This is a genomic window from Botryobacter ruber, from assembly GCF_003347595.2.
GTDB lineage: Bacteria > Bacteroidota > Bacteroidia > Cytophagales > Hymenobacteraceae > Pontibacter > Pontibacter ruber_A.
The window spans coordinates 96,491-120,819 of sequence record NZ_QCZK02000022.1 but is presented as its reverse complement, the minus strand read 5'-3'; the positions used below and the strand labels follow the sequence as shown (position 1 = coordinate 120,819).

The 24,329-nt window shown below is 45.1% G+C and carries 24 protein-coding genes; 6 read left to right on the top strand and 18 right to left on the bottom strand.

Annotated features, from left to right (window positions below):
- Positions 1-172: 172 nt before the first annotated feature.
- The gene (locus tag DCW36_RS05165; protein WP_114782365.1) at positions 173-1,279 is read left to right on the top strand and encodes an MBT domain-containing protein; all 1,107 of its coding nucleotides are present in this window, start codon (positions 173-175) and stop codon (positions 1,277-1,279) included.
- Between the two features lie 314 nt (positions 1,280-1,593).
- Here DCW36_RS05165 and DCW36_RS05160 read toward each other — a convergent pair whose 3' ends face one another.
- The gene (locus DCW36_RS05160) at positions 1,594-2,124 is read right to left on the bottom strand and encodes a hypothetical protein (RefSeq protein ID WP_114782364.1); all 531 of its coding nucleotides are present in this window, start codon (positions 2,122-2,124) and stop codon (positions 1,594-1,596) included.
- 180 nt (positions 2,125-2,304) lie between these two features.
- Positions 2,305-3,594: a polysaccharide lyase gene (locus DCW36_RS05155; RefSeq protein ID WP_114782363.1), complete on the bottom strand. Its 1,290-nt coding sequence runs from the start codon at positions 3,592-3,594 to the stop codon at positions 2,305-2,307.
- Between the two features lie 1,051 nt (positions 3,595-4,645).
- On the opposite strand from DCW36_RS05155, the gene DCW36_RS05150 reads away from it, so the two are divergent.
- Both DCW36_RS05150 and DCW36_RS05145 read left to right on the top strand, forming a co-directional pair.
- Positions 4,646-5,194 (top strand): hypothetical protein, encoded by a 549-nt coding sequence (locus DCW36_RS05150; RefSeq protein ID WP_114782362.1) that lies wholly within the window; start codon positions 4,646-4,648, stop codon positions 5,192-5,194.
- Positions 5,195-5,955: 761 nt separating this feature from the next.
- Positions 5,956-6,477, top strand: a complete 522-nt coding sequence (locus DCW36_RS05145) for a hypothetical protein (protein ID WP_125185397.1) — start codon at positions 5,956-5,958, stop codon at positions 6,475-6,477.
- A 66-nt stretch (positions 6,478-6,543) separates the two neighbouring features.
- On the opposite strand, the gene DCW36_RS05140 is transcribed toward DCW36_RS05145, so the two are convergent.
- Positions 6,544-7,044: a cupin domain-containing protein gene (locus DCW36_RS05140; protein ID WP_205702876.1), complete on the bottom strand. Its 501-nt coding sequence runs from the start codon at positions 7,042-7,044 to the stop codon at positions 6,544-6,546.
- Between the two features lie 595 nt (positions 7,045-7,639).
- Here DCW36_RS05140 and DCW36_RS05135 point away from each other — a divergent pair.
- Positions 7,640-8,035 carry a hypothetical protein gene (locus DCW36_RS05135; RefSeq protein ID WP_125185396.1) on the top strand — a complete coding sequence of 132 codons (396 nt, stop codon included), beginning with the start codon at positions 7,640-7,642 and terminating at the stop codon, positions 8,033-8,035.
- 1,115 nt (positions 8,036-9,150) lie between these two features.
- Here the strand turns inward: DCW36_RS05135 and galB are convergent.
- The 3 genes from galB to DCW36_RS05115 form a co-directional block, all read right to left on the bottom strand.
- Complete coding sequence (galB, locus tag DCW36_RS05130) at positions 9,151-11,826, bottom strand: beta-galactosidase GalB (protein WP_240676061.1); 2,676 nt, start codon at positions 11,824-11,826, stop codon at positions 9,151-9,153.
- A gap of 605 nt (positions 11,827-12,431) precedes the next feature.
- Positions 12,432-13,168, bottom strand: a protein-coding gene (locus tag DCW36_RS05125; RefSeq protein ID WP_240676060.1) for an IS5 family transposase whose coding sequence is annotated in 2 segments (ribosomal slippage) — positions 12,432-12,854 and positions 12,857-13,168 — 735 coding nt in all. Because the reading frame shifts where the segments join, the coding sequence is not laid out codon by codon here.
- A 479-nt stretch (positions 13,169-13,647) separates the two neighbouring features.
- On the bottom strand, positions 13,648-14,379 hold the full coding sequence (locus DCW36_RS05115; protein WP_114782358.1) for a YoaK family protein: 732 nt from the start codon (positions 14,377-14,379) through the stop codon (positions 13,648-13,650).
- A 291-nt stretch (positions 14,380-14,670) separates the two neighbouring features.
- Here DCW36_RS05115 and DCW36_RS05110 point away from each other — a divergent pair, with 291 nt between their 5' ends.
- The gene (locus DCW36_RS05110) at positions 14,671-15,045 is read left to right on the top strand and encodes a hypothetical protein (protein WP_114782357.1); all 375 of its coding nucleotides are present in this window, start codon (positions 14,671-14,673) and stop codon (positions 15,043-15,045) included.
- A 190-nt stretch (positions 15,046-15,235) separates the two neighbouring features.
- Here the strand turns inward: DCW36_RS05110 and DCW36_RS05105 are convergent, their stop codons facing one another.
- From DCW36_RS05105 to DCW36_RS05060, 10 genes are all read right to left on the bottom strand, one after another.
- Positions 15,236-15,892, bottom strand: coding sequence for a trimeric intracellular cation channel family protein (locus DCW36_RS05105; protein WP_114782376.1), 657 nt, complete (start codon positions 15,890-15,892; stop codon positions 15,236-15,238).
- Between the two features lie 183 nt (positions 15,893-16,075).
- A complete protein-coding gene (locus DCW36_RS05100; RefSeq protein ID WP_114782356.1) occupies positions 16,076-16,276 on the bottom strand; it encodes a hypothetical protein in 201 nt (66 codons plus the stop codon).
- 70 nt (positions 16,277-16,346) lie between these two features.
- Positions 16,347-17,201 (bottom strand): SDR family oxidoreductase, encoded by an 855-nt coding sequence (locus tag DCW36_RS05095; protein ID WP_114782355.1) that lies wholly within the window; start codon positions 17,199-17,201, stop codon positions 16,347-16,349.
- Positions 17,202-17,314: 113 nt separating this feature from the next.
- Positions 17,315-17,989 (bottom strand): alpha/beta hydrolase, encoded by a 675-nt coding sequence (locus DCW36_RS05090; RefSeq protein ID WP_114782354.1) that lies wholly within the window; start codon positions 17,987-17,989, stop codon positions 17,315-17,317.
- A 29-nt stretch (positions 17,990-18,018) separates the two neighbouring features.
- Positions 18,019-18,852, bottom strand: coding sequence for a 4,5-DOPA-extradiol-dioxygenase (gene ygiD / locus DCW36_RS05085; protein WP_114782353.1), 834 nt, complete (start codon positions 18,850-18,852; stop codon positions 18,019-18,021).
- Between the two features lie 79 nt (positions 18,853-18,931).
- On the bottom strand, positions 18,932-19,843 hold the full coding sequence (locus tag DCW36_RS05080) for a ClpXP adapter SpxH family protein (RefSeq protein ID WP_114782352.1): 912 nt from the start codon (positions 19,841-19,843) through the stop codon (positions 18,932-18,934).
- A 121-nt stretch (positions 19,844-19,964) separates the two neighbouring features.
- Positions 19,965-20,405 carry a DoxX family protein gene (locus DCW36_RS05075; RefSeq protein ID WP_240676059.1) on the bottom strand — a complete coding sequence of 147 codons (441 nt, stop codon included), beginning with the start codon at positions 20,403-20,405 and terminating at the stop codon, positions 19,965-19,967.
- A 31-nt stretch (positions 20,406-20,436) separates the two neighbouring features.
- Entirely contained in the window at positions 20,437-21,009 is a 573-nt protein-coding gene (locus tag DCW36_RS05070) for a YceI family protein (RefSeq protein ID WP_114782350.1), read from the bottom strand.
- Positions 21,010-21,062: 53 nt separating this feature from the next.
- A complete protein-coding gene (locus tag DCW36_RS05065; RefSeq protein WP_114782349.1) occupies positions 21,063-21,725 on the bottom strand; it encodes an NADPH-dependent F420 reductase in 663 nt (220 codons plus the stop codon).
- Positions 21,726-21,829: 104 nt separating this feature from the next.
- On the bottom strand, positions 21,830-22,411 hold the full coding sequence (locus DCW36_RS05060; protein ID WP_114782348.1) for a Crp/Fnr family transcriptional regulator: 582 nt from the start codon (positions 22,409-22,411) through the stop codon (positions 21,830-21,832).
- Between the two features lie 230 nt (positions 22,412-22,641).
- On the opposite strand from DCW36_RS05060, the gene DCW36_RS05055 reads away from it, so the two are divergent.
- Complete coding sequence (locus DCW36_RS05055) at positions 22,642-22,914, top strand: hypothetical protein (RefSeq protein ID WP_128396947.1); 273 nt, start codon at positions 22,642-22,644, stop codon at positions 22,912-22,914.
- A gap of 113 nt (positions 22,915-23,027) precedes the next feature.
- Here the strand turns inward: DCW36_RS05055 and DCW36_RS05050 are convergent, their stop codons facing one another.
- Both DCW36_RS05050 and DCW36_RS05045 read right to left on the bottom strand, forming a co-directional pair.
- Positions 23,028-23,180 (bottom strand): helix-turn-helix domain-containing protein, encoded by a 153-nt coding sequence (locus DCW36_RS05050; protein WP_164891035.1) that lies wholly within the window; start codon positions 23,178-23,180, stop codon positions 23,028-23,030.
- Between the two features lie 646 nt (positions 23,181-23,826).
- Entirely contained in the window at positions 23,827-24,087 is a 261-nt protein-coding gene (locus DCW36_RS05045) for a hypothetical protein (RefSeq protein WP_114782345.1), read from the bottom strand.
- Positions 24,088-24,329 lie beyond the last annotated feature (242 nt).

Sequence of the window (24,329 nt, the reverse complement as noted above, 5' to 3'; positions counted from 1 at the left end):
CAGTACAGGATTCTCTAGTAAGTGTGTGATTTAAAGAAAATAAGCATTTGCTTGTTATAACATGTAGTTTATAAGAATTATCACATTAATATTTATAAGGTAGAGTATCAGAATCACATCGTCATTTAGAGCAGTAAAACAGGCACTGACTATCATAAAAGAATGTAAAAACATGAAAAGATTTACTCCGCTTTTTCTGCTATTTTTCTGCGTGTTGACCTTAAAGGCACAGGCTCAAGACAAGTTTAAAGTTGGTGATCAGGTTGAGGTATTTACTGCCGGTGATGCAAACCATGGTATCGTGGTAGGCGCATACAAGGATTCTGGTTTTGGCTACGGAACTTACCAGGTGCATTTGAATGGAGAAAAGTATTGTAACAACCATGCCCTGGATACACGCTACAATGCGCAATATGTACAGCTTCGGTTTCAACCTGATTCGGAAGCGGACTTTACAGTTGGCAGCACAGCTCAGGTGCGCCGCTATGATGGAGCAGTATACACAGGAAAAATCTTAGGCCGAGACGGCAACAGGTATCAGGTTCGCTATAACCGGCAAGGATCCGAGGTAAGCGAATGGTTTCATGCCAATAACATCCGGAGCTCAGCTAATCAAGCACAGGCTACCGCTCAGGCCAAACCGGGTAAACATAAACCGGCAAAAACAAAGACTACCGCCGCTGTCGCCTGGCCTGCTCAAAAGTTTAATGTAAGTGATCGGGTGATGTATGATGAACTTGGATTCCTGGTAACAAAAAGCTGGGGAACAGTCACTGCAGTTGACCCGGAAAAGCGCCTCTATACTATCCGCAATGAGAATGATGCTTCCTTGAATTACACTTACCCCTGTTACCAGGTACTGAATCCAACTGCTAAAATAAACAATGACTTTTTCATAGGAAAGTGGGAGGTACATGTGGGCGGAGCCACTTCCACGTTCACGAAAAATGGCGACACCTATCGCAGGTTTAGCGGGGGCATGAAGCTTCCTCCGCTAGAGATAAAGGCAGATGGCACCTATACCTGGACAACCCAGGATAAGAAGGTAATCCGTGGAAAGTGGAAACCGAGAACAGGTGTGCCGGGCATCGTTCTGTTAAGGGCAGTAGATGGTTTGGATTATACCCTCTATGAGAAAACAGAAGCCTTTGCAACGACTGAGAGCACCCGTGATGAAATTGGATTACACCATTTGCCTAGTAGCACCGGCTATTACAAAGCATTTCGTATAGGTCCCAGTAAAAGCTGTGTGCTGGTAGGTCGGACCTTTAAAAAATAAGTCTCCTATTCCGATTAATGTAATTTGGTTAGAGCATAAATCTTTAGTCTCATCATACATCCTGATTGCAAGAAAGGAATGTGCTGTAGATCTTCGCTGTTTCTGGAATAATTATGCCATTACGATTCTGTTTCTTTATCTGCTATGTGGATTGGACATGTTATAGCAGATGGTTTTCGGATGATTCCTGTGTAAGCCTCACCAACAAGAAGCAACTGTAAACAACAGCAGTTCCATTCTTATTAAAAGCGGTTTCCAGTATTCCCCCTATCTCTCCTCATTATGGAATATAAGATAGGGGAACACTGGAAAAGCTATAGTTCCACAGTCATGTTGGCATAAATTTTAAAATCAATCGTAGCATCTACCGGGTTGTTGGTAGAGCTGGCATCCAGCATGAAATTCACGGTAGTACCTGCTTTCATCAGGTTTACCAGCTCATTCCTTACTGCTTCGCTGGCGATATCCATCGTATATTCCTGTCCGGAAGTATTGCTTGCTTTCAGGTCTAGTCCGCTTATGGTGCCAAGAGTTTTATAGGCACTGGTACCATCGGCCGCAAACTTAAGTGTTCCTGAAACCACCGGCGTGTTGGATCCTGAAAAATCACTTACCTTATAGGTGATTCTATCAATCCTGAATTCATCAATGTTATCCTTGTACTCTTCCACATCTTCGTTCGTGGTATTCAGGGTATAGGTTGTCGTGAATTGCAAAGGGTCTGTTGCTGACCGCGAGATGTCTATGGAAAAAGACTGCGGCACATCAATGTCTTTCTTAAACAATGAACAGGCAGTTCCAACAACCAGGAGTGCCACCAGAAAATACGCTTGAAGCTTCTTCATAATCAAAATTTGAGTTATAGTTATAATAATAGTTCTGCATCCATTAAAGCTCTATTGAAGGAAATCCAACGGCAATCATATATAATGAAATACATATACTGTTATTATAAAAATAAGTTGATTGGTTATAAATAAACTTTCTTACTTAGAGCTACTGCCACATTTAAAGGTATTCCAGCTTTACTTCTTAATCGTAAAGTTGATGCTGTAACTTGGTCCTGTTGTTGCACCCAGTTTCTTTTTAGTACCTACATGTGGTGTTGCCTTCAGCGTGTAACTGCCGGTAGAGGGGGGATTCCAGTCTCCGTAGTAGTAGTTTCCTTTCTTGTTGTCACCAAACAGGGCATAAGGAGCTATGTCATCAATATAAGTTTCTCTTTCTTCTCCACTCAATTTAAATTTCACAACAGCAGGAAATCTCGTGTTAGCACGAATATTCAGCTTCTTAACACCCAGCTTGCTAAGATCAATCTTAGCTCCATCCCTAAGGGTCATAATATCTTTCTCCGTAGAAGCGTCTACCAAAGTAAAGCTTTCGATATAATTTGATCCTGTGTTGGAATCTGTTGTTGCTTTGGAAACCATGTCGGCTAATGTAGCTCCAGCCTTACCTACTCTGATATTGTCAAAGTAAACCACTCTGGATGAATGTGGGGAAGAGCCATCGAGGAAGGAGGTTTTGTACAGACCCAGTTTCCATTTCGGATACTCCAGGTGTATGTTACGCCCGGTGATATGGTGAATCTTCACCCCATTACGGAACACCTCGATCAGCCCGTCAGCACCTTCCGAGTGAATGAAGTGGAAGGTGAATTCGTGCCACTGGTTTTTAGGAATACTGGTGAACGTAGATAGAACGCTGGCCCCTGAGCCGATGCCGGAGTTTGAGCTCAACAAGTCGTATACTTTTAAGTCAGCGCCTGCTGCTGGCGTCACTTCCAGATAAACTTTATCTTTTTCAGCACGGATCGTCGTTTCATTTTTTCCATTTTCATACCACTGATTCAGGCAGTCCCTGGTATCATCATACTCAAAACCTACAGAAGGGAAATACACCGCAAAAGAATACCAGATGTCTTTCGTAAAACGCGTGTCTTCAGTTCCTTTAATAATGGTTACTTCAGAGCGGATTTTCGCACCTGACCCTACCAATGGTTGTTCTTTCCTGATTTCAAAGCGGATAGCTCTTTTACCCTGGTAAGAGGGATTCGTTGCTTTAGATAAAGTCCAGTTGTGGTCGCAGTTTTCTAATAGATGAACTCTGTTAATCTTAGAGCCTGAAAGGGGGAAGATATACTTACCTTCAGCAGTCTCTTCAAAAAGAAGTTTAGTAGAGGTGGCCAGGTTGGTTGATTCGGAATTAATTTCTGCTACAGAAGGAGCAATCTCCTCTAACTCATTCTGCTCACATGAAACCACTGCTAATCCCAGTAAAAAAGGAGTTAGCAGCTTAAAAGTATGAAAGTTCATGTTACTTTGGAAAAAGATTGATCCTTATTATTTTATCAAAAAATAATATAGCTAACTATGCATCATTGGTAAAACTTCAAGTGTTTCTGAAGTGCTTTGCAGTCTCTAGTATCCTATTTTTCAACGCTGATAATAAGTATGCCCGAATAAGAATATATAATATCAAACTATACGATTTTATTTATATTTCTTTTGTGGAAATACGAGTTGTATCCTGACTAGTAAGTATATAAGCCAAATAAGTTATAATTATATATAAATTATTTAGTAAAAGGCAGGTATTGTTAAGTGAAAGTTAACATCTTGTGGCTTTTGAAAATCAAGAGTCGTCACCAACGGCCGATTGATTTTATAATCCATAAAAACCCATTTTTGCCTCGTTAGCTTCAGGCTTAATTCTTTGAAATCAATCCGATCTACTACAATAATTGAGTAACTTTGAGAAAATTAATGATAGATGAAGGGTTGATCTGTGCATAGCTCACCCTTACGAGGGGCGCTCTGTTTCAGGCGCCTTTCTCTTTTTAAAAGGAGTAGAACGGCTGTAGTGAACGGAATGGGGAAAAGTTTTCAAGCTAGCTATGCCATTCCCTTTCTGCAAGATTAAGTGAGATAGGAGCTCAGGACAACAATGGAGAAGAGAATAGCTGCCTGGGCCAGAAATATAATATCATCCTTGCGAGCAGTGGCATATTCTTTCATTTCTGTTTTTTCTCAAAAGTAATCATAACAGCTTAATAGACAACACTGTTATTTACCCTGTTGCTGAAAAAAGAAGAGGCATCCAGCAGTTTAACGCCAGTAGTCCCCATATCCACCAGCATACTGGATGCTCCTCCTTTCCCCCAGCTACAAAACTACAACAAAAGCAGACAGTTACCTGGAATGCAGGTCTGCTATGGCCCTGGAGAGACTGAAAACACTGTTTGTTTGCCATGATGCCTGTAGCCACTAAAATGAGTAAGAATAAAAACAAGACAAACAGCAGGTTATGTCATTTTTCATTCATATATTAGACATATTTTGTTCTAAACTTTTAGCTTAATTCTTCATGAAAACACGATTACTCTTTTTACTCCTGGTTCTGTTTTCTGCTCAGTTTGTTCATGCCCAGAAGTATGCTTCCGCTTACAAACCCATTGAGGGCTTTTTGGGCGTTAAGTTTGGAGCTTCTAAAAAGGCCATTATGGAGACGGCTCAATCGCTGGGTGGGGTATTGGATCAGGCAGACTCCAAAGGAGATGCCATTGCCTTTGACAGGATCATTATCAGTGGTAGGCCAGCAGTCCATACCGTGTTCTATACTAGCAGGAACAAGTTTAGGCAAGGGTTGGCTTATTTCAAGCCTTCGTCTAAAACGGAAACCTCTGCTCTTTTTACGCAAATGGTGGAGGAGATAAGCGATATTTACGGGCATGGAGAATTGCAAAAAAGCTTTCCCTCAGAAGAGATAAAGGAGCTGGAGCTAAAGGCTATCGAGGCGGGTAAAGGCACCGTGAACTGTATCTGGAAATCTAACACAGACAATGTGATTAGCCTGGAAATAACGGATGACCTGCTGGTAAAACTCACCTATCAGGATGGGAGCTTGCATGACTAACCGAAATCGGCAAATCAATTGATGCAGGAAAAAACCTTTTTCAACAGCGGCTGTTACCCATATCAAAAGTCCGGAGACTGCTCCAAACGAAAAAAGAACGGCATCCCCTGTAGAATACCGCTCTTCTCTGTCTTGTGAACTCTTATGTAATTCACTTTAGCCTATACGGCCTAAGCTAGCTGATGTTATTTGACTTTGATTGAGTCAAACAAAAAGACACTCGTTGCAGAGTGCCTTCTGTGCCTTTTCACTTCCCCTTTTATTTATTCTATTATACGGTTAATGATGTTGCGTGTTATAAAAGAGCGGCTCACTCAGAAGCCGCTCCAGTACTAACCAATGTGAATCAGATCACTTTAGATTATACGAATTAAAAGTTGATGGTGTTATAACATAGGTACAGGCTGTATTTCAATCTTTTCTGGTTACTAGTTCCGAGTAGTACCCGTTTTTGTTTACAAAAAATACATCTTGCTTTAGCAGGAAAAGTCAAAAAGCAGGATGTAACAACTATGTCTGTAGGAATTGTATATGGCAGCCGCTAACAATTGCGTTTGATGACCTCGGTAAAACCCAATCTCATTTTTTTTACTTCAAACTTAGGTCTACTGCTCGCATTCCCGCTTTTTAGTCCTCCGAATTTATTTCCCAGTCTCAAGAAGTGGCTGCGCCCCCCGACAGCGCACTAACATCCAGAGGTAATTGTCCTATCCTGTTTCGGTGATATATGATGAGGTTCTGCCTCAAAAATTAACCATATTTTGGGACAACAGCCTGCAACCACAAGTCCTTCTTTTGCCTGGAAAGCGATTTGGAACAGCTTATTAGCAGATGGCTACAAGATGGTTTTCGGATGGCTCCACCAACAACAAGCAACAAGAGTAGTAGAACGGGGCAGCACCTTGCTGGAGGTGGTCGTATTCTGCGGAAAAATAGCCGAAACAGCTGTTTCGGCTGATTTCAGTACTAGCTTCTGGCTGTTTCTTGCTATTAGAAAGCGACCAACAACAAGCAACAACAGGCAACAACAAGTACCAACAGCGGCATTTGGCTGCTACTTCTTCATTGCTGCTGGGTGGCGAATGCCTAAAACCACCGATACAGGGGCTAAAAAGCCTCTTTCACCAGCTTTACTACTACAGAGCTTTTCCAACTGCACCTGGGCAGTTGGAAAAGCCATCCAAAAGCCAACGACTAGCAAAGTACCAACAGCTGCTATTATCTGTACCAGAATTCCGGCATTTTCTAGAACAAAAAGACAAGCTGTGAAAACAGAAATATAACTAAGAGTGAAGTTGTTGTGTTTATATATTTTTCAATTGCAGTGATATAGTCTGAAAAATTCTGAGCTATTTTTGTTGGTTTCTCGGATCATCCGCTTCATTTACATATGTTATTCCCCATGGACCAACACCATGCAACTGAATAGTAGCGGCCTCTTTGGTGAAAGCAAAATGAACATACTTAATGGGCATTACGGCAAAGCCACCCTCTGCGAGCATAGTGGCTTTATTCACATCAAACTTATCTCCTGATCCCATGTAAAAACTTCCTTTTATTACAGTTACATGCTCAATAGCCGGATGCCAGTGTGACGGAATCTTATAGTTAGCTGGTAGTTGAATCCTGATAGTAAAAGGGGCTGCCTTTGTTAAATCCCCCTCCAGCATTGCTACTTTAATGCCTTTTGGTAGAGATGCTGGCCCTTCCTGCCACTGGAGTTCTTGCTGATTTAGCATTCTGTGTTCACCATCATGCTGTTGTGAATCAGGATGATCTTGTGCTTTTAGCGGAAAGGAACAAGCAAAGGAAGCTGTAAATAGAAGCAAAGCTGTAGTTAATGTTTTCATAGTTCTGATTGGTTAAATAAGAAATAAGTTTGAACAAACAGGAATACCAATAGAGTCAAACTTCTAGCGGTATGGGTGAGGACAGGCGAACAATAAATATTGGTCGTTAGGTAAATACATTGAGTAAGGGTCACATTGTTATACGTATAGCATCCCTAAATGTGGTATCTCTGAAAATGGAATTCATTGACAGGCACACCCTAGATAATCGGTTTAGTATACCCTTACGTATTACAGCTGTATGTGCGGCTATAAGGCCATCAGCATAAGGTTGCCCTATAGTTATAGTAACTTTATCATAAAGCAGCGCATATAAATTAAAAGCGAGAACATTCTCTTTAGTGAAAAGCTTTATTACCAGACCGCTCGCCGAAGAAACAATACCTAGTATTAGTATCGGTGGAACCACAACTAAAGAGCACAACTGCCCACTGCAATTGTTAGATTAAGTGTGGCTAAAGTACAAGACAGTAGCTTCCTACAACCGCCCCTTCCTTTCTTTAAAAAGCTGTTTAAACTTTTTATTTATTTAGCCCGTTAAATTGTAATTATTTTACAGCAGAACATTTAATCACTCTATAAAATGGTGCTATATTTGGATGAGCTTGTAAAGCTGGACTATGCTTCCGCACAAGATGTTCTGTTTGTAGAACCGCAGGATAATGGTGGCCTTTCTTTTTCAAAGATTAACAGGGTTTTTTCATCAATTGTAGCCTGCATCAAGGAGCGTGAAATAAAAAACCTGCTGATTGACTTTAGCCGCAACACCTTGGCTGTTACAGAAACGGAATACAAATCGGCTCTGGCACGGCTGGCTGTTGGACTTACAGGCACAACGATTGAAAAGCTTGCCAGAATAGCTACAGACGATCAAACAAGGGAAAAAATGATTGAGCGGTTAGAGGCAGAAATTAGGAACGTTATAAAATCACCCCTTCAAGTTAAAGACTTCCCCAATAGAGCCGAAGCAATGCAATGGCTGATGGAGTAAAACAGGCCTGCTTAATTGCTTTAAAATGCTTTCCTGCCTATCTCCAACTTACTTTAATATGCCCAAGAAAAGCTCTGTTTTTGAAAATCTTCTTGATATGCCATAGATTCAACTGTTAGCTGTAACTGGTGTTCTCTTTTCGCATTCGTTTTCTGAAACGAGTCAGCAACAGGTATAAGCTCCTAAAAAGATTATAGAACAAAAAGCTATTAGAAACACTACGATCTCCTAAACTTGCCGTATTTCGGGACAAAAGCCTGCAACCGTAAGTCCTTCTTTTGCCTGGAAAGTAATTTGGAACAGCTTATTAGCAGATGTCTGGTGGATGGCTTTCAGATGGCACCAGAAACAATCATCAACAACGACCAACAACAGGCAACAAGTACCAACAGCGGCATCTGGCCATTGCTACCGGATAGCACTCCGCTCTAGCATCTACACAGCACTTTCTTCCATTAAAGTACCTAAACACATGTAAAAGTAGTGTTTCTAGCCACTTTTGGGCTGTTTGAAAGGTTAATGGGACAGTGATACAGCACCCTTTGATGTAGGACACCATTGCTAAACCATTGCTTTTGGATTGCATTTCAATTGCTCAGCCACTGCTGTTGGATGGCTGCAGCAACAATCACCAACAACAGGCAACAACGACCAACAAGTACCAACAACTGCTATTACATGTATCAGAATTCCGGGGAATTCTGATACAACTTGGCCAACTTATATCAGGACAAGACACAACAACCTCAGGCCTCACCAGAGCTGCCATTTGCTGACACTAAAGCAAATGCATGAGCAGAGAAAAGTAAAAATGATAACATGGAAAAAGAAAGTCTCCAAAGTGCGCACATTGGAGGCTTCAGATAAAGTCGTAATTTTAAATTAATCCTGTCAACTTTTTCCAGGACGGGACCTTACAGATCTGCTGCACTCATGCTGGTTTCTCCTTCACACGGTAACCTCCTCCTTTTCCTTTTTGATTATATAACACGGATGTCTGAAAGAGCAGATTGGAGAAGCTTTCGAAAAAGCAGGAGCGGTGGCTATGGAGGCTGGTGCAGCGCAAACCTGGCGGATTTGAAAACCTGCCAGGTTTCTGTAAAGCTGCCGTTTACCTACTTCGCATCCACCGTCTTCACTGTTACAGTGCCAGCTTCCAAGCCAGCGGACTCTGCCCTTACTGTGATGGTTCCTTTTTGACCAGGTTTGCCGCGTACAATCACGAGGCAAAGGCCGTTGAAAGCATCGCGATCGTGCGACGGGAACGGCACCAGGTTTGCCGCGTCGCCGTTGTCGGTGGCTACTAGTTCACCCGGTCCCTCGATGGAAAAGTGAAGAGCGTTTTTGGCATTCGGCACCATCAATCCATTTTTATCAGTTACACGCACGGTCACGAACGACAAATCTTCGCCGTCGGCCTGTATAGTGGCACGGTCTGCGGCCAACTGGAGCTTTTGCGCCTCACCTGTCGTTTTAACGCTGTTTTCTGCCCATTTCTTTCCGTTTTTGTAAGCTACCACCTTCAGTTCGCCCGGCGCGTATTGCACCTCGTTCCAGCGCAGGCGGTACTCATACTGCTGCTTTTTCTTCCGGCCCAGCGATTTTCCATTCAGGAACAACTCAGCCTCGTCGCCGGAGGTGAGCACATGCACCGGCGTCACCTGGCCCACCCTGTTTGGCCAGTTCCAGTGTGGCAGGATGTGCGCCATAGGAAAATCCGGTCGCCAGTGTGCCTGATAGAGGTAGAAACGGTCTTTTTTAAAACCAGCCAGATCTATAATCCCAAAGTAGGAGCTGCGGGCCAAATAATAGGGCGTTGGCTCGCCGAGGTAGTCCCAGCCACTCCACACAAATCCGCCTGCCACGTAGGGGTGTTTCTCCAGAGAGCCAAACACTTTGTCGGCGGAGGAGCCGAAATCCACAGAATACAGCTCGTAGGAACTAACCTGCAGGCTTTTTGGGTCTCCGCCTAAGCCATCTTTCACCGGTGAGCTGATACCATCTGTAACCGGAAACATGTACTCACCACGGGAGCTGATAGCTGCTGCGTTTTCGCTGCTAAGGATAACTTTATCTGGAAACTTTTCATGGAAGGCAGGGTAGAGCGGGGAAGTACGAATTCCTTTTAACCCGGCATAAGCCGGTGCGTCACGTATTCCTTCTCCCTGGTAATTGAGGCTGATAACATCTACAACTGCCGGCAGCGGCATGTGCGGCTTGGCATAGTTCATAGAGACGGTGGTCGGGCGGGTGCTATCCTCTTCTTTTACAATAGCATGCAGCCGCCTGGCTACCTTGGCACCTTCCTCATCGGTGTACTGCTCACCTACTTCGTTGCCAAAGCTCCACATAATAACAGAGGGGTTGTTGCGGTCGCGGCGAATAAGGGCGCGCAGGTCCTGCTCATGCCAATCGGGGAAGATGAGGTGGAAATCGAGCGGCGTCTTTTTCAGTTCCCAGTCATCGAATTGCTCGTTTACTACCAGGAAGCCCATGCGGTCTGTCAGTTCCAGCAACTCGGGAGCAGGCGGGTTGTGTGCCATACGGATAGCGTTGCAGCCCATGTCGCGCAGCATTTCGAGCTGGCGCTCGGCGGCACGCACATTAAACGCTGCCCCCAAGGCACCCAGGTCGTGGTGCTGGTTTACGCCCTGAATATACACACGCTCGCCATTCACAAATATTCCCTTCTCGCCGTCAAAGCGCAAATCCCGGATGCCAAAAGGTGTTTCGTACACATCCACAGGCTTGCCCTGTGCAGTGACTGTTGTAACGGCTACATACCGGTTTGGCGTCTGGGTGGGCGGCGGCCCCCACAGTTTCGGGTTGGCGATGGTAACGGAACTGGCTATAGTCTCGCTGCCCTTTGTCTTAATGGCTGCAGTGGCTGGGTTGATGCGCGCAATAGCTTTACCCGCTTTCTTACCCGCGCCATCCAGCTTATAAATCTCCGTGGAAACTTCAACGTTGCTGTCCGTAGCGGCGTCGTTGGCAACTGTTACTTTCAGGTCTACTGTAGCTGCGGTTTTAGACACATCGCGGGTTGTGACGAACGTTCCCCAGTGCCCCACATGCACCGCGTTTGTTTTAGTCAGCCAGACATTGCGGTAAATGCCGCCCCCGGGATACCAGCGGGAGGAGCTTGGCGGGTTGTCTACACGGATGGCTAACTGATTTTGACCACCCGGCTTGAGGTACGGGGTAAGGTCAACGCGCCAGGAGGTGTAGCCATTTGGCCAACCTCCTACCAGTTGCCCGTTAAGCCACACCATGGCATAGGACATAGCCCCATCTACATCTAGAAAAACGGATTTACCCGCGTCAGCTGCAGGTATATCAAGTTTACGCCGGTACCAGGCCACCCCATGAACCGGCAGGCGGCCCATGCCCCCTCCTATCTCGGTGTTCCAGCCTTTGTAGAATGGTCCTTTTACAGCCCAATCGTGTGGCAGAGTTACGCTTTCCCAGGTACCGTCATTAAAACCAGTCTGTACAAACGGAAAATTGCCACCCGGATTTCCCTCCGGACGGGTATGGCGTTTAGCAGGGTCTTTGATAAAGGCATTGCCTGTTGGCAGAATCCAGGGCTTTAACACATTGCTGCCGCCGGCAACTTTTGCAGCCTCTGTTGGCCGCTCATCAGCCGGTCGGTCGTCACGCTCGTCTCGTACCTCCGGGCGAATGTCGTAGATGAGACTGTCTGCTTCGACTATTAAATTGTATTTATAGAATTTCCAGCCATCGTTAATCAATATCCGCTCCCGTGTTGTGTTGTTTGTGCTGGCCGCCATACGTTGTCTATTCGAAGCACTTGCACTGCCCTGCGTGTTAACCTGGCAAGACTGAAGCAGCATGAGGCAACATAAAAATGCCGGCATCAGTTTGTTGTACCTTAAACGTATTGGATTCATTTGTATGACTTAATCTATAAAAGTTATTGCACCTGTGTACATCTTATGCCTCGGCTATCTACTTTGTTAGAAGTCTATGCCGCTGTACGCCTGATAAAACTTGCTCTGCACCTACAGCCCAAACTACCACTAGTTCAAAAATAGCAGAGTTTGGAAGCAGGCTGCAAGTCTGTTTCAGGAGATTCTGCTCCCACCATTAGGAGCAACACCTGCCTTAGCAGGTGTAAACATGGAAAAATTTTCTATACCTTGCAACCGATTGCAATAATTAATTCAAGTTGTTAGTTATGTATGTCAAAGAATCTGTTTAGTCCTCCTGCAATGATAAAAGCCAGGAGCTTCATCTGAAATCCCTCGAAAGTGACGGCATGTATAGTGGAAGGCATAAGTGCAGTTAGTACAGAGAACTCTGTCTCTATTGCCTTCCTCATATGTTCTTTGAGGAAAGCCATATAAGAGTGTCTTGTCCTAGGCAGTGTTGACAATTAGAGTAAAAGGGTGATAGCAGCCGCTAAGTAAGAAACAGCTGTTTTATCGTATCGGTTAGCGATACGTCTGTAATGCTTCATCCTGTTGAAAAGACGTTCAATCTTGTTACGGTCCTTGTAGAGGTTATCATCAATTACACGAGGTTCTTTTGCATTTGCTCTGGAAGGAATAACGACCTCAGCGCCACGTTCAGTGATGAATAAAGCAAAGTTTTTACTGTCATAGCCTTTGTCAGCCACTACTGCTCCAGGGATATCGTCTGCCAGTAAGTCTTCTGCCTGCATGTGGTCGGACTGCTGACCAATGGAGAGAATAAATCTGCGGGGATTGCCCAGAGCATCGCAGCAGGCATGTATCTTGGTGCTGAAGCCCCCACGGCTGTGGCCTAAGCTTTCGGCCTCTGCTGTTGTTTTTTTTGTCCTGCCGCATGCTGGTGAGCTCTGATGGTGGTCGAGTCGAGCATGAGCCAGTCCAGGTCCGGTTCCTGCAGTTGCTCAAAGACCCGCTGCCAAACCTCTTTCTTGGCCCAGCGGCGGAAGCGTTGGTAGACGGAGTTCCAGGAGCCGAAGCGTTCGGGAAGATCGCGCCAGGGGGCTCCACTGCGGGCAATCCAGAGCACGGCATTGATGAACTGGCGGTTATCTTTGGCTGTACGACCAACATCGGTAGATTTACCTGGCAGCAAATGGCTGATACGATGCCAGGCATGGTCGCTGATTTCGTAACGTCGCATAATGTTTTTATTCTATAAACAATTACTGCCATAATTCATTCAATAAATTGTCAACACAACCTAAGTGGTTTGGGACACCTTGTAGGCAGATAGTTTTCGGATGGCTCCAGCAACAAGTACCAACAGCGGTATTTTGCCATTGTTTCTTCATTGCTGCTGGGTGGTGACAGCCTTCAAGAGCGAACACTACTGATACAGGGGCTAAAAAGCCTCTTTCACCGGCTTTACTACTAAAGAGCTTTTCCAACTGCACCTGGGCAGTTGGAAAAGCCATCCAAAAGCCATCCAAACGGCAGCAGTCAGCAACAACTGGCACAAGTACCAACAGCTGCTATTACCTGTATTAGAAAATCGGCATTTTACGGGACAAGACATACACAGCAGATTTCATCCCACAACTTCCGGACATAGACACGCAAAATAATCAGGCAACAACTAAAAAGACTTATTCATACCAGTAATGATAATGCTGCTTTGCTTCACACCCGGTGGCGCCCTCGCAGCAGGCGATAGTACCTGAATTTCAGCGTGTCATAAATTAAGGCTGCGGCAAGTAGCCCCGAAGCCACCATCAGTGTCTCTAAAGCCAGAGAGTCATACAGATAGCCTCCAATAACGCAGCCCGCAAAGAAAAAGAAAATAATAACGAGCTTCAGGTTCACGCTGCGCCTGAGCACCTCCTGTTGCTCAGGCTTTTTATAGAAAAGCAACTGAGCCAGTTCGATGCCCAGGTCGGTGAACAACCCTGTCAGGTGGGTTGTTCTTACTACTGATCTTGAGACATTGGTAACTAATGCATTCTGTAAGCCCATGGCAAACAGCAACAGCAGTGCGATCGCGGTACCGCTCACGCCGTAATGCAGCATCTGATTCCCTGCTATGCCTAAAAGCAGCAATATAGCAATCTCACATACCATAGGTCCAACATGAATTGCTTTGTAGCCTTTGCTTAAAGACAGTTCTGTCATAAAGCTTGATAGAAACGAGCCAAGGAAAAAAGCGGAAATATAAAGAAGGAAGGTAAAGGCCAAGCTATATTGTTTCCGCTCCATCTGCTCTGCAAAAAAGGCGAAATGGCCGGTAACATTGGTTGTCAGGGTATTTACTGACAATACTCCGCTGATGTTGACCATGCCGGCAATTAAGGAAAGCAGGCCAGCCAACCTTATGTTGTGCTTGAAGGTTCTTGCCTTTCCTGCATGTCGAAACATCGTGTTACGTTCTTTGCTCCGTAGGCCTTACTTGCCGTTGTCAGTACCAACACTGCAATATAGGACACAGTATTTCTTTGCCAGTGAATATACGAACAATGTCAGCAAGAATACCTCGTTTCTTGGGACTAAAATATTATCTCACTTGTGCCTTCTTCTTAGAATAACAAATGAGGCTGTGGTGGCTAGTGCAGAAAAATACGCTTTGGAAGCAATATCAGTGAAAGGTGGTACAGTTTAATTGGTACAATACTTGAAGTATTATCAACACATGTTTTAAAATGAATTAAAATGACAACGAATATATTATTTGATACCATGTTAAGCACGAAGCAAAACAAGCTTAACTTTTTCCAAAACATCGTTTTAGTAGCCATTGCTGATCGATATGTAGATGAGCTGGAAAGTGAATTCCTGCTGGCAATTGGTAATCAGTTGGAGCTTACAGAAGAGGATACGCGCCATATAGCTGATAATCTTCCTTCTCTATCTTTCATCATACCGCAAGAAGGTCTGCAAAAGCACCTGGAGTTACAGACCCTTGTAATGATGACTGTACAGGACGGTAAAGTAGAAGAGAGGGAATATAATCTGTGTCTTGAGTATGCCCGGCAGATTGGTTATAGCAAGGAAATACTAGATAACTTAATAAAGCAAATAATGTAAAAGCAAAGCTGAGTAAATATAAAATAAAGGACCAGGCCTGGGAGATTCAGGCCTGGTCCTTTATTTTATAATAAATAGGTCTAGGCTGCTGCCATGACAAAATAAAAGTTAACACAATCTGATATCTCAAGAAATCCACCTTTTCAGGGATGGTGAGATAAGGAATGATATAGTGCATCAGACAAAGCCTTTATTCTTTGTTTTCCCTACCGTTGTGATTCGTATCTATAGGCTTTAAAAACGGTAACTGGACATGATACCTCACCGCAACGACTCTAATTAAAATCACTGTCAAAGCAGCAAGAAACTCAGTCAATGAGGCTGACAGGTTGGATTGATAGCATATCATATAAACAATGCCTCCCGCAATACATGCCAAAGCATATATGTCCTTCCTAAACAGCAGCGGAACCTCATTGAGCAAAACATCTCGGATAACACCACCTACAGAACCGGTTATAGCTCCCATCATGATGCATACCCAGAAAGGGAATCCTGCATCCAGGCTTTTTACCACCCCTACAACTGTAAACAAGCCCAGCCCGATGGAGTCAAATAAGAACAGGGTCCTGCCCCATAGGAAAAGTCGATTCCGGAACAGGAGCGTTACCAGTAGGGCCAGACCTGTAACGGTCAGGTAAGTGGCATCCTGCATCCAGAATGGGGTTACGTTGAGCAGCAAGTCCCTTGTTGTCCCGCCTCCGATCGCCGTCACCAGTCCAATAACATAGGCGCCAAACCAATCGAACCTCTTGGTGGAGGCCCACCTGATGCCGCTTACCGCAAAAGCGAAAGTCCCTAAGAGGTCTATAACGGTTGTGAAGCTCAAATCCGAAGAGTATACCATAGCTTGTCTGCCCAAATGAAGCAGCATAGGATTGCCTGCTTCAGGCAATCCTATGCTGCTTGACGAAGATAAGATGATTGGGGTTATATCGCTAATAAACCGTCTTTGACCATTTCTTCTACAGCTGAATTACTGAAATGGCATTGCTCGAAATAGGCAAAAGAAGTCTGATTGTAATAGATTTTAATTATCCTTAATGCCTGTCAAAGGAGCATCCCTTAAACTTGCCATATTCTGGGACAACAGCATGGCCTGCAACCGCAAGCCCGTCTTTTGTCTGGAAAGTAGTTTGGGACACCTTGTAAGCAGATGGCTTTCTTTTGCCATCCTCAACTCCTTGAGGATCTTGGCAATCTGCTGTGAGGTAAACTTTTTCCTTTTCATAATCAACTGTTCAAAGTTAAGGAGTTTTCTCTACTCTAGAACAGTTCTATTTTCAGGGAAGCTGTTTAGATCATTGGTTAGCGTTTAACGCCTCCTTCACCGTTTTTGCCAAAGGCGTAGTTGGATGGCCGATCAGCTTAGAAAGTTGGCGGCTGTCATCGTACAGGGCTCCCTGCGAAGCGGCTACGTCCCATCCGGCAATGGCTTGTGCCAGTCCTTCAGGAAGACCAAAGCCAGATAAAGCATCAGCATATTCTTCTTCCGGCAAATTTTTGTAGGAAAGGTCTTTGCCGGTCTGGCGGGATATTTCAGCAGCAAGGTCGTGGAGCGTGTAAGCATCGTCGCCGGCCAATTCATACACCTTGCCATTGTGCTCCTCACCAAGTAAAACGGCTACGGCTGCATCGGCAAAGTCTGCTCTGGAAGCAGATGAAATTTTGCCATTTCCAGCGCTGCCGATAAAAGCCCCACCCGCAAGGGCACCCTGTATCGAGCCGGTGTAATTTTCAGTGTACCAGCCATTGCGCAAAATGGTGTAGGGTATACCTGTCTCTTTCAGCAGAGCTTCTGTGGCGCGGTGCTCATCGGCCAGGCTAAGGGTTGAAGTATCGGCATGAAGCAGGCTGGTATAAACGATATGGTTAACATTAGCCTGTCTTGCGGCTATCAGCACGTTTTTATGCTGCGTGGCACGCTGCCCTACCTCGCTCGAAGAAATTAAAAGTAAGGTTTCAATGCCTTGCAGGGCATGCACCAGCGTTTCGGGTTTAGTGTAATCAGTTTTACGGACTTCAACACCTAAGATTTCGGCTTTCGCTGGTGTACGCACCAGCGCTACAATGTTTTCAGGAGCTACTTTCCCCTTTAGTTTGGTTACAACGAGCTTACCTAACTGGCCTGTTGCACCTGTTATTCCAATTTTCATACAATTTCAATTTACTAGTCACTTTTTTAATCTATTATTATAAAGTGCGGCTATAGATTCCATGACCATTTTTTTAACAAGTTATGGTTAAGGAACCGTTCGCTACTTTATCGCTATTTTTCCAGCCATTCACGTACAGCCACTACTACTTCGCTTGTTATCTGATGCCCCATGTCTAGCTCAAGGTAAGCCGAAGTGATGCCTTTGCTTTCTAAAAAAGACTTTGCTTCGCGGGCATAATGCACGGGCAAAGTACCGTCCTGCGTGCCATGCGCTATAAATACTTTCAAGTTCTTCAGCTGATCCGCTGCAGCCACCAATGACCTTAACTCCTGCAGTATCCTGCCGCTGAAAGCCAGCACCCCGGTTACCATGGCAGGCTGTATCAGGCCAAGGGTATAGCTCATGATGGCGCCTTGGCTGAAACCGCCCAGGTATACTTCGTCAACACGATACTTTGCTTTCACCTGCTCTATAAACTCCCCGATAATATTCCGGCTCTGCGACTCCTGCGCAGCGTTTATCACGGGTTTGCCCGTTGAAAAATCAACCTGGTACCAGGCATACCGATTTTCGCTCAATAAAAAGGGACCACGCGGCGAAATCACGATAAAATCTTCAGGCAGGTACGGCGCCAGGCTTATCAGGTCCTGCTCATTGCTTCCGACACCGTGCAACAGGACCAGCGCCTTCTGCTTTCCTGAACTCTCGCGTGCAGGGCGCACCAGGTACTCTAAAACCAGGTCCGTTACAGGTATATTTGTTCGTTGATTTGTTTCGGATGTCATTCGTCTACGTTTTATAATTTGTGGGTGTATTACCCTATTTTCACGGAAGTCATGGTGAGAGAGCCTCCCACAACTTTGTCGTTGAAGAAGGATACATCGTCTTTGCTGCCCTTCAGGCCCAGGGTATACAGCAAGGGCCAGTAGTGCTCTGGCGTCGGAATGGCCAGCATGGCTTCTTTGCCTAAACGTTCGTACTTTATCAGCTTATCATGGTGGCCGTTGCTAATCAGGTCCTTGAAGGTGGCGTTTATCTGTTTGGCCCAGTCGTAGCCGTACTCGTCATCGCCGAGCCTGTCCCAGGCTACCATGCGCAGGTTGTGCACCATGTTGCCGCTGCCCATAATCAGCACACCTTTTTTGCGCAGGCTCGCCAGCTCCTTCGCCAACTCGTAGTGGTACTGCGGCCCTTTAGTATAGTCGATGCTGAGCTGCAGCACCGGAATGGTGGCTTCCGGGTACATGTGCCGGATGATGGTCCAGGCGCCGTGGTCCAGCCCCCAGTCGTGGTCCAGTTCTACTTCAGCTGATTTAATGAGAGTAGCCGTTTCCTTTGCCAGTTCCGGACTACCGGGGGCTTTGTACTGCACAGCGAACAGCTCCTGCGGAAAGCCGCCAAAGTCATGTATGGTTTTGGGGAAGTCCATGGCGGTGATGCGGGTGCCCTTGCTCAGCCAGTGCGCCGATACCACCAGCACCGCTTTGGGTGTGGGGATCTCCTTGGCCAGCTTTTTCCAGTACTGGCTGAAGGCATTGTCTTCGATGCCGTTCATAGGCGAACCGTGCCCTACAAAAAGTACCGGCATGAGCTGCTCCTGCTCGCTCAGGTTATCTGTAAATTTACTAAAGGCTGATAATGTGGTCATACCTACTACTCCCGTTACTAAAGTTTTAATGAATTGGTCCCGTTGCATAAGGCGTTTATTTACAATAACAGAGCCCGTATTAACGGCTGCTATTCGTCATTTTCCAGATTGATCCGTTTTTAGTCGTTATCTTTTCTGATATTAAATCATTCAGTATTTTCTCACTTTCCTTTCTGGAAGTTCCGGTTAGTTCTGAAAACTCTTTGGCCGTTAAAGTGCTGTACCTGGAAAATACCGCATCTATACTTTTATCGTAGGCGGACTTTGTAATACCAGGGTAGAGCTTTACCAACGCATTTTCAAATGCTGCATAAGGCTTTGCACCATAAACGATCTCTTTTCTTCCTGTTGTATCGGTGAAAAACATTGTTGGAAACCCTCTTACTCCTAATTCTTTGCCTAGTTTTAAGTCTTCTGCAAAAAGGTCTTTTGCTTTGCCTTGATAATCGGCCCGGAACTGCCCGGTGTTTAAGCCAACATTCGCTGCTGCCAATGCCAAATGCTCCCACCTGGCGATGTTCTTTTTCTCCAGGAAAACCATTTCTCTGATTTTCCGCAGAAATAAAATTGCTTTTTCCTCATCCTGAAGTAGGGCGGCTTTAAATGCAATGGACGCCGGATAAGAAGAGTGTAGCGGATCTTCAAGCCAAACATCTCCATCTATAGGCATATCGTAATAAATGCTTACTTCGTCCCAATGATGCGCCACATCAGTTGCTTTGCTAATGCCCCCACTGTTGTAACTCCAGTCAGGCAGCAATCCGCCCATTCTGTATTCTATTTCCAGGCTATGGCCATATTCTAGTTTGAGTTTACGCAACTGTGGTTCTATACCCCAACAGGAAGAACAAATGGGATCTGTGTAATAAATAACTTTTACAGGTTTAGAAGTTGATGCAGTATCGCTGCCAGATCTTACACCTTCTTTGTTTGTTGGTATTTCGCAAATCCCGGTTTCAGGATCACACAATAAAGGATTGTAATTTCCCATTTTCTCTTTTGTTTGAGCCCAGTGTTACTTGTTGCCGGGCAATAATAAGTTTAGTTTCAAATAAAACGGGAGCCCTGCCCTGCAATGGAATAACCATTAACCTGGACGAATACAACTTAACTCACTGTACCGAAAGCCTTTTGTTGTAAGCAGGTCTTTGTACCTTATGCTGCAGCAGATAATCCAAAGCATATTTCCCGCTTCCTGTCAGGAACAGCATCACGTAAGGTATCAGGTACAGAATGGCCAGTTCTTTTTTGGCAAACGGATCTGCACCGTGAATATAAAATGCTGCAACTAGCATCGTGATGATCAGCGGAATAGTAGCCAGCCTTGTACCCAGCCCGACCAGGATCAGCACGGAGCACACCACCTCGGCAAAAACGGCCAGGGCGAGGGAGCTGGCGGCGCTAAGCCCGAAGAGGGCTGGGAACTCTGCCGGATTACCGGAGATAAGCATTTCCAGTTTGGGTAAGCCGTGGGCCAGCATCAGGCCGGCCACGCTTACTCTTACAACCAAAAGTGCCAGATCCGTATTTTTGTTATGCTGATACAGGTTCATTAACTTGTTCATGGTTGGTTCCTCCTGTAACTTATTGCACAAACTCACCGTCGGCTTTGATGCGTACTTCGTCGCTAATCATAGGAGCCGGGAAGCCGCTGCCCAGGTTAAAGTCAGAACGCTTGATTGTGCCTGTTACCTGGAAGCCTGCCGTCTGCTTCTTGCTCATTGGGTTTTCTACCGTCCCTCTATACACCAGGTCCATCGAAACCGGTTTGGTAATGCCGTTCAGTGTCAGGTTGCCGTTAAGCTTGTAGTTGTTTTTGCCCTGCTTCTTTACAGAAGTGCTTTTGAAGTTCAGGATCGGATACTTGGCTACATCAAAGAAGTCTGCACTTTTCAGGTGATTGTCTCTGTCTTCCACACGAGTATCTATTGAAGCTGTTTTCGCCGTCAGTTCAAAGATGGCATCGCTGAAATCAGGTTTTGAGGAAGTCACCGTTGCATCAAAGTCGTTGAAGGTATCGGTCACATCGGCAATACCCAGGTGCGACACCGTGAAGCTAAGCTGCGAATGGGCATCATCGTTCGTCCATAACCTATTAAGGGTATTGAAGGCCGAGAGCGAAAAGAAAGCGAAAACTATAACTAATAATTTTTTCATTTTGAATTAATCTTAAAGGTTGTATTGAATTTATTTTATTGAATCTGATTGACTTACTGGTGCAGGATCTTCCAGCCGGCGAGCCAGTTGTAGTCGTACTTCATGTTGAGCTGAATGAGCAGCAACTGCATTCGTTCTAGGGTACCGCTTACGGCCAAATCTCCTGCTACAATCGGGCTGAACCCGGCAGTACTTACCACTTCAGAAACGGTCTGCAGCGCCTCGGCGTCATTGCCCGCAATAAAGGCATCGGCCTGTTTGCCGTCTATCACCGGCGTGGCGAAATCGGCTGCAAAGGTGGTGTTGAATGCTTTTATCACTTTCGCATTCGGCAAAAGCTTTTGCAGCTCCTCTGCGGCACTGGTGTCGGGTGCTGTTACCAATCCGTTGTAGGTGTCGTTTAAGGGGTTGGCGATGCTGATGACGATCTTCTGGTTGGCTACTTCCTTTATTTTTGCAGCTACTTCTCTTTCCGCTGCGAAAGGAACTGCTGCTATAATAATGTCGGCTTCCCAGGAGGCTTCTACCGAGCAATCTAATGCCTCTACCGTAGCGGCAGGGTGGCTACTTTTGATTTCTTCGGCTACTGCCTGCACTTTATTCAGCTCGTTGGCACACAGGAGTAATCTGTAATTCCCTTTGGCCAGGCTCTTTGAAATGGCAGCGCCCATGTTTCCGGAAGCTCCTATTATGGCGATTGTTTGCATTGTCTTCATCGTTGTAAATTATTAACAATACAAAGGTACAGACACGCCAAGCCCTGCGCATTGCGCCTTGTCAAGAAAAACCCTTGACTTTTGTCAAGGAACCATCAGAGACTTTACCTGCGGTCGGCCATCTTTTTGCGGACCCGGCTCAGGGTTTCGGGCGTGAGGCCCATGTAGGAGGCAATCATGTGCTGGGGCACGCGCTGGGCAATATCAGGGTAGGTTTCTGTGAAGCAGGTGTAGCGTTCTTCTGCCGGCAGGCTAATGTTGGAGGCAAGGCGACGTTGCAGGGCAATGTAAGCACCCGTTATGAGCAGGCGTATGAAGGTTTCGTATTTTGGCTGGGTTCTGAGTAGTTCTTCATGAGCTGTGCGGGTAATGAGCACCAGCTCGGCATCTTCCAGGGCATCTATGTTGTAGGTGGCAGGTTCACCGGTCAGGTAACTGTACAGATCCGAGATCGTCCAGCCTTCGATGGCAAATTGGATTATGTGCTCGTTGCTGCTTTCGTCGACTGTATAGGCGCGCAAGGCTCCCTTTTCTACGAATGCGATGGCTCTGCACACCTCCCCTTCCTGCAGCAGGTACTGCCTTTTGCGCAGCTTTTTCGGCGTGAGGTATGCCTTTATCTGCTCCTGTTCTTCGGAAGTCAGCGGCACTTTTTCATTGAATTTCTGAAAGAACAGTTCGTACATAGCCAGTTAATGTTTACAGAAGTTGATAAAACAAGGGGCATAAACAGCTGGAACTATCTATTGAACTTTAGCCCACTCCCATTGGCCTGCTGTATAATTCCATATGTGTGTAATTATCTTGCTGTATATCAAACATTGCCTCTTTAATGAACTCATATAAGCAGACAAACAGGAATCCGTATTAATTCTTTACTCTAAACTATAAATCAAATAGCATTAAACCAATTACTTTGAAAAAACTAATTACCATTAGATGTCTTTTAGCGGCCTCTATCTTCCTGTTTTTGCTCTCCTGCGATAGTGAGCAAGCCAAGCAGCAAACCGCGACCACTCAGGAGAAAGCTGTCTCCGAAACGTCAACTGATAACGAGCAGCTCGTTGAAGAGCGGCTTCGATGCTTCGATTCGCTTGATTTTCAATTTTACAACAATCAGCAATGGGATTCCTTCGCCATCAGCCAGAGATACTCCCGGACCAGGTTACGCATCCGGCCAATGGTATAGAAACCTCCCTGGCTTTGGAGCAAAGCTTTAAACTGTTGCTTCTGCTCTTTGGTTAAGCGTGGCTTAGCTCCGCCTCCCTGGCCCTGACGGTTAACTAAGCCAACTTCTTTTTTTCATTCCAGTGCTCTCCATTCATAAAGCGTAGAGGGGCTCACACCGGTAAGGATGCTCACCTGCTCTATCGTCTGACCGGACTCCAGCAACTTCAAGGTCAATCCTTTGAAGTCCTGGCTGTGGCTTGCAAATGATTTTACAAAGCGGCTCAAGCGCTCTGGCTCACTTATCTCTTTGCGTTTAATGGCTGCAATAATGAAGAGGTGGAGATGATAATGCTATCTACGTAACTGAGCCTTTTTATATTATCCTTAAATAAATTTCCGATAAGTTCTGTCGCAGTCTATATCTAACATAATAGAGCTTATCGGCCAGCAATACCTCTATCTTAAACCTCGTATTTCACCCTTTTTCAGGGACGAAGCCACTACTGCAAATCAATTCTTACCAGTACCTGGTTGCAATAAATAACAACAGTAGGCAATAAAAAGCAACAATGATAATTGGCAGCCTGAGGTGTAAAAGAGTAGAAAACTTCCTTTTATTTACCGTTAGGAACGGTTGATCTAAAAATCATATAATACTTTTTCTGTAATGCAGTGTTTCACTGCTAAAGCCCTGCTGCATCAGCACAATCTACTTAGATGTTGAACAGTACCACACTTCGCCAAAAAATGGCCCATGTGGTAGAGCAACTGGGTGTATTTTTCCTTGTGCGGCTCCCACGGTAGATGCCCCGCTTCCAAACACTTACAAATCTTTCGTTCAGGGATATTAAATTAAAAGCTTAAGGTACTCCAAAATTGCTGAAGATTATCGTGCGTTTGTCGCTTAAGAAGGAGAAGTTAGGCACCGAAACTATAACGCATAATAAAAAAAATCAGTAATGAATGCCTGTTGGCTTGCCTCACGCGCGGGACTTGTTTTTTTCATCGTGTTTGCTATTTCCAGCTCCTTTTCTGTATACCATTTCAGTTTGTACGGAACATGCTCTACCAGCACGTTCTGTGCCCTAAAGTTCCCTTTCTTATAAGCGAGAAACTTCCCGACGCCATGCGGGGTCTCCAGTTCCGCACCTAATTGCAAGACGGCAAAGTCTATTGTCCTTTCTTTAGCCATTTAATAGATTTCTAACGATTTAAAGTTTAGATAAAAAGGTTTGTATCTATTCTTTAAAGTAAGAAAGGTTTGTAGCCTATGTGTTACGAATACATAATGATATCATTAAGTCTAACTTACACTCTGGTTAATTAATGTCTAAATGGGATTCAATAGACAGTGAGGCAGTGGTACATGGCTTCAAGCCTTGTTAGTCTTCATTTTTAGGGTGCTTTTGTGACTGATCCTTAGAATCTTTAACA